Below are 13,362 nucleotides of genomic sequence, written 5' to 3'. Positions count from 1 at the left end.
ATACGGTTTGAGAAGTAACCTGTTTGCCTCGTGGCCGGCGGGCCTCGTCGGGACACTCGGACGGGCTACTTTTCCTTTCCTCCTATCGTCAGAATGGCTATGCCACCGGAAAACTAGCAGGTCCTCGTTGTCCCGACTGGTATCTGTTCTTTTTAGCTACGGCTTTTCTAGCTTCTTTTTTATTTCTGTTTTGGCGTACTAATCGTAGTTTCTAGAAGCAAAAAAGCGACTGTTTCTTATTTCTTACTTCTAAAATAAGGCTTTGCATAAGGGCCTTAAAGGCCCTCCACGGCTAAACAGGTATTCATTACTCTTTGCTGCCGACTAACAGCTACGTCTGGATTGTTGCTATTATTTAATATTAGTTTACCAGGATAAACGATTTATAAGGGTGATTGGTTTGAGTCTATCTAGCGGTAGTAGGAAAAGAAGACTGAGACAAGAATCAAAGAGGATAAATGGTTAAATAATGAAACGGTTAGTTAAAGAATAGAACTACACCAAAGCTGCCAAGTAGTACAGTGATACAGGTAAGTACAGTGATACGAGTTAGTGCCGCTGTTTATACCCGCCCGAAACGGCTTTTGCGTAAATATTAAAGAATATTATCCTTAAAAGCTTTAGTTACCGCTTCTGATTTAGAGTTGACTTGTAGTTTTTCGTAAATTTTTTTACGTGGATCCGTACGGTTTCCAAAGAAATAAAAAGTTGGGTGACCACCATTTTGTAGTTGTAGCCATTGACAAGCCAATGTAAAACTTCTTTTTCACGGTCGCTTAACGGGTAATAAAATACTGCCGGCCTAGCCGCTAGTTTCTGCTATCAGTCAACAAAAAAGCCAGTTCCGCAGAACTGGCTTTGTACTGTAAGTAAACTTTTAAATTTTACGCTTCTACTTCTTGCTTTAAATCTACCAGGCTTAAGTATTTACTGGTTTTCTCGTAGGCTTCAATTTTATCTTTCAGGCTTAAAAGGTAATCGATATCATCATAACCATTAATCAGACAGGTTTTTTTATACTGGTTAATATCAAATTTCTCTACTATGTCAGTCCCGACAATCCGTACGGTTTGGGTTTCCAGGTCTACTTCCAGTTGAGTATCTTTATTTTCGAAAATATGCGCAAAAACATTGGCTAGGAAATCCTCAGACACCTGCACAGGTAACAAACCATTGTTCAGAGCGTTGCCTTTGAAGATATCGGCGAAAAAGCTGGAAATAACTACTTTAAAACCGTAATCGTTAATGGCCCAGGCCGCGTGCTCGCGGCTAGAGCCGCAACCAAAGTTTTTACCGGCTACCAATATCTTACCATTATACTGCGGATTGTTTAGTACAAAGTCCGATTTTGGGTTATTTTGGTTATCGTAACGCCAGTCGCGAAATAAGTTATCGCCGAAACCATCGCGGGTAGTGGCTTTCAGGAACCGGGCCGGAATAATCTGGTCGGTGTCAATGTCTTCAATCGGTAAGGGAACTGCAGTTGAAGTTATTTTTACAAATTTTTCCATGAGTCGCAGCCTTTAAATTAATTCCCGAACATCCGTTATTTTACCCGCAATAGCTGTAGCCGCCGCCGTAAGCGGACTAGCCAGTAACGTACGGGCACCAGGTCCCTGGCGGCCTTCGAAGTTACGGTTAGAAGTAGAAATACAGTATTCGCCTTTCGGAACTTTGTCTTCGTTCATGCCCAGGCAAGCAGAGCAGCCTGGTTCACGTAACTCAAAACCGGCTTCCCTGAAAATTACATCAATGCCTTCTTCGCGGGCTTGTTGTTCTACTTGTTTCGAGCCTGGTACAATCAAAGCGTTAATATTAGGTGCTTTGTGTTTGCCCTTTACAAATTTGGCTACCAGACGTAAGTCTTCGATGCGCGAGTTGGTGCAGGAGCCGATAAATACGTAATTTATTTCCTTGCCCAGTAACGATTCGCCAGGATGCAAACCCATATAAGCCAAAGATTTATCGAAAGAAGTACGGTTGCTTTCTTCTTTAATATCGGCCAGCGTGGGTACAGTTTCGTCAATTTTAATACCCATACCTGGGTTAGTGCCATAAGTAATCATGGGGGCAATATCAGCGGCATCGTAGGTATATTCTACATCAAAAGTAGCACCTTCGTCAGTATAAAGAGTGCGCCAGTAAGCTACGGCTTCTTCAAACTTATCGCCTTTAGGCGCAAATTCACGACCCCGGATATACTCAAAAGTAGTATCGTCCGGCGCAATTAAACCACCCCGGGCACCCATTTCAATGCTCATGTTGCAGATGGTCATCCGGGCCTCCATGCTCAGGCTGCGAATGGCCGAACCAGCATATTCTACAAAATAACCGGTAGCACCACCCATCGTGAGCTTCGAAATAATGTATAAGATTATATCTTTGGATAGTACGCCCTTTGTCAGTTCACCTTCCATGTTGATGCGCATGGTTTTGGGTTTGTTCTGCATCAGGCATTGCGTGGCTAAAACCTGCTCCACCTCGCTGGTACCAATACCAAAAGCAATAGTACCAAAAGCGCCGTGCGTAGAAGTATGGCTATCGCCGCATACCATCGTCATACCGGGTAAGGTAATACCCAATTCCGGACCAATAACGTGTACAATACCTTGGAATGGATGACCTAAGCCATACAGGTTCACGCCAAATTTAGCGCAGTTCTCCGTTAGTTTATCTACCTGAAATTTACTCAGCGGCTCTACAATAGGCAGATGCTGGTTAATGGTAGGTACGTTATGGTCGGCGGTAGCAACGGTATTTTGGGTCCGGAATACGCCAATCCCTCTTTTCTCCAAACCGGCAAAAGCTTGCGGACTGGTTACTTCGTGCACCAAATGGCGGTCGATGTATAATACATCGGGGCCGTCCGGAATACTGGTTACCACGTGGGCATCCCAGATTTTTTGGAATAAAGTTTTCTTATCGGAGATACTCATCTGTGAAATTAGCTGTTGGTTTTAACAGTGGCTTGTTCCCGTTTAGTTTCCAATTTTTGAAAAAGTACCGTTAAATGCTCATCCTGAATAACTTTCAGCTCGTCGGCCATAATTAGGTAATCAGGATATATTTCGTCAATGTCTTCTTTCGACACAAAATAACCCAGATTTTCTAAGCGATGCTTTAAAGCTGCCCGGCCACTACGAGCGGTTAACACAATAGAGGAATCAGCTACCCCTACATCGTGCGGGTCAATTACCTCGTACGTTTCGCGGTGTTTCAGAAAGCCGTCCTGGTGGATACCGGAAGAGTGCGCAAATGCGTTATCGCCCACTATAGCCTTATTTGGCTGTACGCGCATACGCATTAAGCGCGATACTAAACGGCTGGTCGGGTAAATACGCGGTGTGTTAATACGGTTTAGTAATTCCAGTTCTTTGTGGCTTTTCATAATCATAACCACTTCTTCCAGAGAGGTGTTACCAGCGCGTTCGCCAATACCGTTAATAGTACACTCAATTTGGCGGGCACCGTTAATTACTCCGGCAATAGAGTTGGCCGTAGCTAAACCTAAATCGTTGTGGCAATGCACCGAAATAATGGCTTTATCAATATTTTTTACGTTTTCTTTCAGGTATTTAATTTTAGCGCCATAATCCCAGGGTAAGCAATAGCCGGTAGTATCCGGAATATTGACTACGGTAGCACCGGCAGCAATTACTTCTTCAATCATTTGGGCCAGGAAAGGTAAATCAGCCCGACCAGCATCTTCGGCGTAAAATTCAATATCTTCTACAAATTGCTTGGCGTATTTTACCGCCCACACCCCCCGTTCCAGTACATCTTCGCGCGAGGTATTAAATTTGTATTGAATATGCATATCCGAAGCGCCGATACCCGTATGGATGCGTTTACGTTTGGCATGCTTCAGCGATTCTACGGCGCAGTCAATATCTTCTTTTTTCGCCCGGGTTAGCGCGCAAATTACCGGCTCCGAAACTGCTTTTGATATTTCAATAATAGAAGTAAAATCACCGGGACTGGAAATGGGAAAACCCGCTTCAATAATGTCTACGCCTAGTTCTTCCAGGGCCTTCGCTACTTCAATTTTTTCTTTAGTATTTAACTGGCAGCCGGGAACCTGCTCGCCGTCGCGTAACGTCGTGTCGAAAATATGGACCTTGTCGCTCATGGTAGAAAATGATTAAATGTATCCAAACAACAAAAAGCCGGCACGTTGCCAGACTTTACCTGCCGTGCCGGGAAATTCCAGTAGGGCCAGGAATTTTTATTGCAGAAAATACCGCTGGACGAACCAGTTTTATTCTGCTAAACGGCTGGTCTGTTGCTTTCTTACTCCTCTTCCGTAATTCTTAAATAAAGCCGTTCACTAAAGATGGGGAAATTTTTTAAAAATATCCAAGCGCACCTAGTAAAAATAATTTACTCTTTCTGGTTCGTTGAAAAATTTAAATTTATTCGCTGAGTTTTTGTAAAATTTATAATCTTCAGGAAAGTTGTCTTATTCCTTGCCCTTCTCTCATGGCCAAAAAGAAAACAAGGCATAAAGACAAGAGAAGATTTTTAAGCTACTTGTCATAGAGCAAAATTAAATTAAAATCTTTCTTAAGCTTGGGCTAGTAACCAGGCTTTTAGGTCTTCATACTTATTACCCATGCGGGTAGATTGCTTCGTTTTTTGCATAACGGCTTGCAGATTTTCCGGGATTATTACTTTTTGCCCAATTACGTCTTCTACCACATCCATAAATTTGGCCGGATGTGCGGTTTCCAGGAATAAACCAATAGCCTCTGGGTCAGTGGCCAGGTAATCGCGGATAGCCCCGTAGCCAATAGCGCCGTGCGGGTCCAGAATATAGCCGTAGTTTTCGTAAACTTCGCGCATCAGCATTTTGGTTTGCTCATCGGTAAAACGGTAACCAATTACATCTTCGCGCAAAGCATCACCAGACTGGTTGTATAATTCCATCAAACGCACAAAGTTACTTGGGTTGCCTACATCCATCGCGTTGGAAATAGTTTGGGTAGAAGCCCTCGGATTAAAAATACCGCTGGTTAAAAATTCTGGTACAATGTCGTTAATGTTAGTGGCCGCAATAAATTTAGCTACCGGCAAACCCATGCGTTTAGCCAATAAACCACCGGTTAAGTTGCCGAAATTACCGCTAGGGGTAGCAAATATTACTCGTTCGCTCAAGTGTTTTACCTGGGCATACGCGTGAAAATAATAAAACGATTGCGGAATAAGTCGGGCAATGTTAATAGAGTTAGCCGAGGTTAACTGCATGCGCTGGTTCAGTTCCTGGTCGAGGAATGCTTGTTTTACCAAACGCTGGCAATCATCAAAAGTGCCGTCAATTTCTAAAGCCGTTATATTTTGGCCCAGAGTAGTTAATTGTTTCTCCTGAATGTCGCTGACCTTACCGTGCGGATATAAAATAACTACCTTAATACCGGGTACCCCTAAAAATCCATTAGCCACCGCACTACCGGTATCGCCGGAAGTAGCTACCAAAATAGTTAATTCTTTATCGCTGTTTTTTACAAAGTGCGCCAGCAAACGGGCCATAAACCGGGCGCCCACATCTTTAAACGCGGAGGTTGGTCCGTGAAATAATTCCAGGGTATGAATGCGGCCGTGCACCGGCACCACCGGAATCGGGAAGTTCAAACTTTCTTCCACAATTTCCTGCAATATACCTCTTTCAATCTGGCCCCGCAGCAACGTGGCCGATACATCCAGGGCAATTTCGGGTAATGATTTTTCCTGAATAATTTCGAAATAGCTATGCGGCAATTCCGGAATAATTAAAGGCATAAAAAGACCGTTATCATCGGCTAAACCTTTGGTAACGGCTTCGCGCAAACTGACGTGCGGGGTTTGCTGATTGGTACTGTAATAAGACATATTTCTAGTTTTTAGTCCACGGACCACAGTCAATGGGCCACAGGTAATATTTAATCAATTTTTATTATTAGTTTTTCGGAAGGTCGTAGTGTTGGAAAATTTCTTTCTACTCGAAAGAAGCATTTCCGCTGGTATACTTTACGGTATATTTAAAAGCAGTAATCCGCCAACCATTTCCGGTTAAAGATAAACCTATATCGTAACTCCCGACAAATTCGCGGGTTTTGCCTTACGTGGCAGCTTCCTTATAATGGTTGGCAATAGCATAACAAAATACGGTGGCGGTATTCTCCGTAGCGGTTACTAAAAAGTTGCCGCTCTGGTGATGAATCGCATCAATTCCCTGAAAGCCGGTATTCCACATAGCGCAAATTTCCTGTGATGTTTTCTCCGCCGGGTCTCCGGCTCCTAATGATGACATATCAAACAGAACTTTTTTGGCAAAAATTTCTTCTTGAATCTTCTGCCATTCCCGGGAGTCGGTGTATACAAACAGCTTGTTTACTATTTCTATCAATTGTTCTCTTATGCTAAAGGTGCTCATGTAGGTTAGCTTTAAATGATTTAAGCCAATTCTTTATACTTTGCTCCGTGACATTGAAAGCAAATGCCACTATTAACGTGTTTATATTCGGGGAACACTCCCGCACCATGACAACGGGAACAATTAGTTAAAACGCCTTTTTCTAAGCCATTCTTATCTAACCACCTTAATTTCCCATTTTCATGTAATTCTTTATGACAATGCCAACATAATGTTGTTAAAGCATCATTTGGATACTCCCAAGGAAGTAATTCATCTTGGTAATACTTATGATGGACATGTAACCCTTTAATGTGTATAATTTCCAAATTTTTTAAAGAGTTGTAATCAATAGTATTAAAATCTTTTATTAAAAAACATGCTTTTACATCGTCATCTACATTATTATCAAAGAAGTACACAGTTTGATTATCCTCCTTAAAATAGCCTAAAGCTATTATTGATACAAAATCCTTATCTAATGTTACTTGTGAATTATCAAGCTGATTATCTTATCTTCTTTTAGTAAGTATTCATAGACTATTATTGTTGCGCTAGGCTCAATATTTCTTTTAGAAGTGAATACAAAGAATTCCTCTCTAAACTTTGATTCAATATAAAGTTTAGTGCCTTTATTAAATGATGAAATACCACTTACTAAACCAAATTCCTTTTTATCATATAATCTAAAATTAGCGCATATTGTACATTTAGCCTTATCTCGTCTAATAATATTATTTCGTTTAAGATGCCAGTTTTCGGTACTTAATAATTCTCCATATGTCATAACATTATAGATTAAGTTAGCTAATAACCAACAACGAACAACCAGCAACTAAATAACCTTTGGCCCTTGGCTGTTTACCTTAGATACATAATCGATATTATCAATTTCGTAGTGAGTAAAGGCTTTTTTCATAGCGGCGGCAATCTGAGTTGCTTCTTCTAAAGAACGACTTAAGGCGAACATGCTGGGACCGGAACCAGAAATGCAGCAACCCAAAGCGCCTGCTTCTAAAGCAGCTTCTTTCACGGCATCATACCCCGGAATTAAAATAGAACGAATAGGTTCGATAATAGCATCTTCCAGCGAACGGCCTATAAGTGCGTAATCACCTTTCATTAAACCAGCAATTAAGCCACCTACGTTGCCCCATTGTTTCACGGCGTCTTTCAGCGAAATTCCCTGGCGTAAAATTTTGCGGGCATCTTCGGTTTTTACCTCTATTTGTGGATGAATAATAGTACAGTATAACTCTTCCGGGTAAGGGATAGAAATAATATCCAGTGGGTCGTAGGAGCGAACCAGCACAAATCCTCCCAGCAGAGCAGGAGCTACGTTATCGGCGTGCGCTACGCCACAAGCGGCTTTTTCGCCCTGCATGGCAAATTGTACCAGGTTTTCCTTGTTGATAGGATTGCCTAATAATTCGTTAGCCGCAAAAACACTAGCCGCAGCGCTGGCCGAACTGGAACCAATACCACTGCCGGGTTTAATTTTTTTGGTAAAAGTAATTTCAAACCCTTGTTCCGAACCCATGTGCGATAAATAAGCTTGCAACGAAACTACCGCTGTATTTTTATTAACGTCTGCCGGGAAAACCGTGTCCTTGGTTTGATTTAATACCGTAATACCCGGTGAATCTTTTAAACTTACCTGAATTTCATCGCCCGGATGGTCGAGCGCAAATCCCAATATGTCGAATCCACAGGCCACGTTCGCAACGGTGGCCGGGGAAAATATTTTAATACTGTTACTCATAGATTAGTCGATAGTCCATGGTCCATAGTCCACAGACAAATCTTTATATATTTTTTATCATGGTCGATGGACTATGGACCATCGACCATGGACTAATACCTAACTTGCAATCCGGATAATATCGGCAAATACACCGGCGGCGGTTACTTCGGCACCGGCCCCGGAACCTTTCACAATCAGTGGCTGCATTTTGTAGCGTTCGGTGGTAAATAAGATAATATTATCAGAACCAGAAACAGAGTAAAACGGATGGCTTTTATCTACTTCGCGCAGTTCTATGCGGGCTTTACCATCTTCCCAGGACGCTACTAAGCGGTAGCCTTTGTTTTGTTTTTCTACTTCAGCTCGTTGTGTTTCGAAGGTGTCTTCGTACGAACGCAGGTTTTGCCAGAATTCGTCCATTGGGGAGTCTTGTAAACAATTGGTTGGTAAAAACGGATTAATGTGCACATCCTCCAATTCTAAATTATCACCCGTTTCGCGGGCCAGAATCATAATTTTACGGGCCACATCTTTGCCGCTTAAGTCAATGCGCGGGTCAGGTTCGGCGTAACCTAAATCCATGGCTTCCTGCACCACGGTACTCAGCTTTTTGTCCGCACTTACGGTATTAAACAGGTAATTCATCGTTCCCGAGAAAATACCTTCAATTTTGAGAACCTTATCGCCGCTCCGGATTAAATCGTTTAAGGTGCTAATAATTGGTAAGCCAGCCCCTACGTTAGTTTCGTACAAATATTTTACCCCGCGCTTCGCCGCCAGGCTCTTTAATTCTTTGTACGTATGGTAATTACTCGAAGCCGCAATTTTATTCGGCGTTACAATGGAAATACTTCGTTCCAACAAAAATTTATAAGTGGCGGCTACTTCCGGATTAGCGGTGCAATCCACAAATATGGCATTCGGTAAGTTAAGCTCGGCCATACGCTCGACAAATACTTCTATATTCGACTCCCGGCTATTATTTTCAAAAACTTCTTCCCAATTCGGCCAAGGAATTCCCGCCTCGTTAAATACCGCTTTTTTGCTGTTGGTAAGGCCAATCAGTTTAATATCGATAGATAAGGTTTTGTAAAGGTTAGGGGCTTGGTTCTTAATTTGTTTGAGCAAAGTAGCGCCCACGGTACCGGTACCCACCACAAATAAATGTAAGGTTTTTATATCCGAAAGGAAGAAAGCTTCGTGAATAGTATTTAAAGCTTTTTCTTCGTCTTTTTTCTGGATAACGCAGGAAATATTAAGCTCAGAAGTGCCTTGAGCAATGGCAATAATATTAATACCATTACGGCCCAGCGAACTAAATAATTTACCAGCAATACCGGGAGTGTTTTTCATATTCAGACCTACTAAAGCCAAAATCGCTAAATCGTTCTGGATATTTACTTTATCCACAATGCCAGCCTGCATTTCCAGTTGAAACTCTTGTTCAATTGCCAGTTGGGCCCGGGTAGCGTCGCGCTGGTTAATACCTACGCTAATGGAGTGCTCCGAGGAGGCTTGGGTAATTAAAATTACGTTTATCTTTTGGGTGGCTAAGGCGCCAAAAAAACGCATGGCAATACCACTGGCACCCACCATACCGCTGCCCGAAATAGTAAGCAAAGAGATATTTTCGATGGAAGCAATCCCTTTTACCGGGGCTTCGCTCTTCCGCGGATTTTGGGAAATAAGCGTACCGGGCGCATCCGGTTCGAACGTGTTTTTTAACCGAATCGGAATTTTTTTACTTAATGCCGGCTGAATGGTAGGCGGATAAATAATTTTTGCCCCAAAGTAAGATAACTCTAAGGCTTCTTCGTACGATAACTCCTCAATCGGAATAGCGTTTTTTACCCGGCGTGGGTCAGCAGTCATCATGCCGTTTACATCGGTCCAGATTTCTAAACTAGCCGAGTCCAGAGCGGCAGCCACGATAGCAGCCGTATAGTCGGAGCCGCCCCGGCCCAAAGTAGTGGTTTCACCATGTTCGGTAGTAGCTACAAAACCCGGGATAACCGGTAACTCGCGATTGTTGGTTAAATATTGTTTAATGCGAGCATTGGTTACTTCGAACTGTACTTTGGCATTACCGTAAGTTCGGTCGGTAACAATCAACTGCCGGTAATCGGCAGCGAAGGCAGGTAAACCGTTTTCTTTAAATGCTTCCGCAATGAGGTACGACGATAAACGCTCCCCAAAACTCGAAATAAAATCCAGGGTTTTTAAGCTCAGTTCTTTTACCAGAAATACACCTTGCAGAATATCTTCGAGCTCGTTCAATAAAAACTTTACGTTGGCAATAATAGCGCTTTGGCGGGTAGCGTGGATAAGTTCTTTAACGGCAGCCAAGTGGCGTTCTTCCAGTTTTTTGAGTTCTTGTTTATAAGCTAAATCACCTTTCTCAGCTAACCGGCTCGTATTAATTAAGCTATCCGTAACCCCACCAAAAGCAGAAACCACCACTGCTAACTCATGCACCGACGAATGCGATTTTACCACCGCCAGTACTTTTAAAATATTCTCCGGAGTGCTCACCGAAGACCCACCAAACTTTAAAACTATCATGTGAAACTTAAAATAAAAACAGATTATATTTTCCTGAAACGACACTTACTGCGCCATATTAGGGTGGCATAGATTTAAGATTTTCGTACTTACCTGAATAACCTTAAAATTTTGCGCGGCGAAAGAAACTCGATAATTTTCAAAATCTCAAAACAAAATGAATAAAACTTTCAGTTACTTACCTATTTTATTAAGTCTTATCTAACATTTAATAAGTAAATAGTAGAATAAAGGACTAAAATTTCCTGTTCCGGATAGGGTTGGCATCTAAAAAGAAGTAATTAATAGTAAAAATATAATATTATTATCTGATAATCAGCTATAACCAAATTGAGTAATGCAGTTTTTTGTTTCACTTTTTATTGTTTTGCAAAAATGAAGGCTAATTATTTAATAATTATCAACGATTATCTTTTTAATGCTTTTTTACTGAAAATATTCTAAGAAATAACGTTTTTGATTTTATAATTTCTAAACCAAGTTTGAAATATTCAAACAAAATTGAAATCTTAATTTTTGGTTTTTAAAAATTGTTCTTTACATTAGCGACGCTTTAAGCAACACTGTTATCCGAAAGAGAAACATATGTTATTTACATCTTCTGTATTGAGCCGAATTATTTTTAGCGTCATTATCGACGCTAAACGATGGATGGTGTAATCTGTTTTGATAAAATATAATCAGCGCCATTCCTTCAACAAGAGTGGCGCTTTTTTTTACCGTAATGCCGAAAATATTCATGCTTGGCGGAACGATAAATTTCAATTATTAAAAATTTATTTGTTTTAAAAGAAAGGTAATGTTGCCGTTTGGTAACAACCTTCTAACCTTTCAACTTTTAACTTTTTAACTAAAAAAATGAGTACTAAATTAAACCGTTACAGTTACCTCGTTACCCAGGAAGAAACTAACCCAGCGGCGCAGGCTATGTTGCACGCCATTGGCTTAAGCGACGATGACCTGAAAAAAGCTCAGATTGGTATTGTGAGTACTGGTTTTGAGGGCAACCCGTGTAATATGCACCTCAACGACCTGGCCCAACTGGTAAAGAAAGGTACGAACAGCACCGAAGATGTAATTGGTTTAATATTTCATGCCATTGGCGTTAGCGATGGAATTTCCATGGGAACCCCCGGCATGCGCTATTCTTTGCCTTCCCGCGATATTATTGCTGACTCTATTGAAACCGTAGTAAACGCCCAAAGCTACGACGGGGTTATTGCCGTTGTAGGTTGCGATAAGAATATGCCGGGCGCTATGATTGGTTTTGCCCGGCTAAACCGGCCGGCCATTCTGGTTTACGGGGGTACTATTGCTCCAGGTAATTATTGCGATGCAGCGGGTAAGTTCACCGATAAGAAATTAGACATTGTATCAGCGTTCGAAGCATTAGGTGAAAAATATGCCGGTACCATTTCGCCGGAAGATTTTAAAGGCGTCATTGAACATGCTTGCCCCGGCGCTGGAGCTTGTGGGGGTATGTATACGGCCAATACCATGTCGTCGGCGATTGAAGCCATGGGTATGAGCTTGCCTTATAGTTCTTCTAATCCGGCTGTTAGCCCCGAAAAAAGCGAAGAATGTATTCAGGCGGGTATTGCTATTCGCCAACTGCTCGAAAAAGATATCAAGCCTAAAGATATCTTAACCAAAAAGGCTTTTGAAAATGCTATGGTGGTAATTACGGTATTAGGTGGTTCTACCAATGCAGTATTACACTTATTAGCTATTGCCAATACTTTGGGGGTAGATATTACCATCGACGATTTTCAGCGCATCAGCAATAAAACCCCGCTATTAGGCGATATGAAACCAAGCGGGAAATACCACATGGAAGCTGTGCATAAAGTGGGTGGCATACCGGCAGTAATGAAAATGTTACTGAAAGAAGGATTGCTCCACGGCGACTGCTTAACCGTAACTGGCAAAACCATAGCTGAAAATTTAGCTGACTTGCCGGGTTTAACTCCTGGCCAGGATGTTATTATGCCTCTTAGTAATCCTATCAAAGAAACAGGTCACCTGCGTATTTTATACGGTAACTTAGCGGAGCAAGGAGCGGTAGCCAAAATTACCGGTAAGGAAGGTGAGCGTTTTGAAGGCACCGCCAAAGTATTCGACGGAGAGTTTGAAGCGAATGACGGTATTTTAGCGGGTAAAGTAAAAGAAGGTGATGTAATTGTTATCCGGTACGAAGGTCCGAAAGGTGGCCCAGGTATGCCGGAGATGCTGAAGCCTACTTCTTTAATAATGGGTGCAGGTTTAGGTAAATCGGTGGCGTTAATTACGGATGGCCGTTTCTCAGGCGGTACCCATGGTTTTGTAGTAGGCCATATTACCCCGGAAGCCCAGGAAGGCGGTACCATTGCTTTATTACAGGATGGTGACAAAATTATTATTGATGCCGTGAATAATAAACTGGAAGTGGCTTTAACCGACGAAGAAATTGCTAAACGCAAAGCAGCTTGGCAGCCACGACCGTTACGGAAAACCTCCGGTATATTATATAAATACGCTAAATCTGTTTCGTCGGCCTCCGAAGGTTGTGTAACGGATAGATAAAAAAAACTTATTCCGTTTTACTCAACGGAAATTAAAGAATAGTGAAATTTTTTGCATTAAAAATGGCTTATATAGTAATATAAACCAAAGAGATAAATCCAAATTC

Annotated in this window: 10 protein-coding genes and 1 pseudogene; 1 reads left to right on the top strand and 10 read right to left on the bottom strand. The window is 41.8% G+C overall.

Annotation, left to right across the window (positions count from 1 at the left end; all coding sequences use genetic code 11):
• Positions 1-624: 624 nt before the first annotated feature.
• From AHMF7605_RS30550 to thrA, 10 genes and pseudogenes are all read right to left on the bottom strand, one after another.
• A pseudogene (locus tag AHMF7605_RS30550) lies at positions 625-729 on the bottom strand (hypothetical protein); the annotation flags it as partial.
• A gap of 155 nt (positions 730-884) precedes the next feature.
• Positions 885-1,511 carry a 3-isopropylmalate dehydratase small subunit gene (leuD, locus tag AHMF7605_RS15960; RefSeq protein ID WP_106930982.1) on the bottom strand — a complete coding sequence of 209 codons (627 nt, stop codon included), beginning with the start codon at positions 1,509-1,511 and terminating at the stop codon, positions 885-887.
• A gap of 12 nt (positions 1,512-1,523) precedes the next feature.
• The gene (gene leuC / locus AHMF7605_RS15955; RefSeq protein WP_106930980.1) at positions 1,524-2,936 is read right to left on the bottom strand and encodes a 3-isopropylmalate dehydratase large subunit; all 1,413 of its coding nucleotides are present in this window, start codon (positions 2,934-2,936) and stop codon (positions 1,524-1,526) included.
• Positions 2,937-2,944: 8 nt separating this feature from the next.
• Entirely contained in the window at positions 2,945-4,129 is a 1,185-nt protein-coding gene (locus tag AHMF7605_RS15950; protein ID WP_106930978.1) for a 2-isopropylmalate synthase, read from the bottom strand.
• Positions 4,130-4,563: 434 nt separating this feature from the next.
• Entirely contained in the window at positions 4,564-5,865 is a 1,302-nt protein-coding gene (gene thrC, locus AHMF7605_RS15945; RefSeq protein WP_106930976.1) for a threonine synthase, read from the bottom strand.
• A gap of 229 nt (positions 5,866-6,094) precedes the next feature.
• The gene (locus tag AHMF7605_RS15940; RefSeq protein WP_199200249.1) at positions 6,095-6,409 is read right to left on the bottom strand and encodes a nuclear transport factor 2 family protein; all 315 of its coding nucleotides are present in this window, start codon (positions 6,407-6,409) and stop codon (positions 6,095-6,097) included.
• 20 nt (positions 6,410-6,429) lie between these two features.
• On the bottom strand, positions 6,430-6,810 hold the full coding sequence (locus AHMF7605_RS15935) for a hypothetical protein (RefSeq protein ID WP_106930974.1): 381 nt from the start codon (positions 6,808-6,810) through the stop codon (positions 6,430-6,432).
• Between the two features lie 62 nt (positions 6,811-6,872).
• Positions 6,873-7,175 carry a hypothetical protein gene (locus tag AHMF7605_RS15930; protein WP_106930972.1) on the bottom strand — a complete coding sequence of 101 codons (303 nt, stop codon included), beginning with the start codon at positions 7,173-7,175 and terminating at the stop codon, positions 6,873-6,875.
• 48 nt (positions 7,176-7,223) lie between these two features.
• Complete coding sequence (locus tag AHMF7605_RS15925; protein ID WP_106930970.1) at positions 7,224-8,150, bottom strand: homoserine kinase; 927 nt, start codon at positions 8,148-8,150, stop codon at positions 7,224-7,226.
• 99 nt (positions 8,151-8,249) lie between these two features.
• Positions 8,250-10,694, bottom strand: coding sequence for a bifunctional aspartate kinase/homoserine dehydrogenase I (gene thrA, locus AHMF7605_RS15920; protein ID WP_106930968.1), 2,445 nt, complete (start codon positions 10,692-10,694; stop codon positions 8,250-8,252).
• An 858-nt stretch (positions 10,695-11,552) separates the two neighbouring features.
• On the opposite strand from thrA, the gene ilvD reads away from it, so the two are divergent.
• Positions 11,553-13,256, top strand: a complete 1,704-nt coding sequence (gene ilvD / locus AHMF7605_RS15915; RefSeq protein WP_106930966.1) for a dihydroxy-acid dehydratase — start codon at positions 11,553-11,555, stop codon at positions 13,254-13,256.
• Positions 13,257-13,362: the final 106 nt, after the last annotated feature.

The organism is Adhaeribacter arboris (assembly GCF_003023845.1).
Classification (GTDB): Bacteria; Bacteroidota; Bacteroidia; order Cytophagales; family Hymenobacteraceae; genus Adhaeribacter; species Adhaeribacter arboris.
Note: the sequence above shows the minus strand (reverse complement) of the source record. Positions and strands in the feature narration are given on the sequence as shown.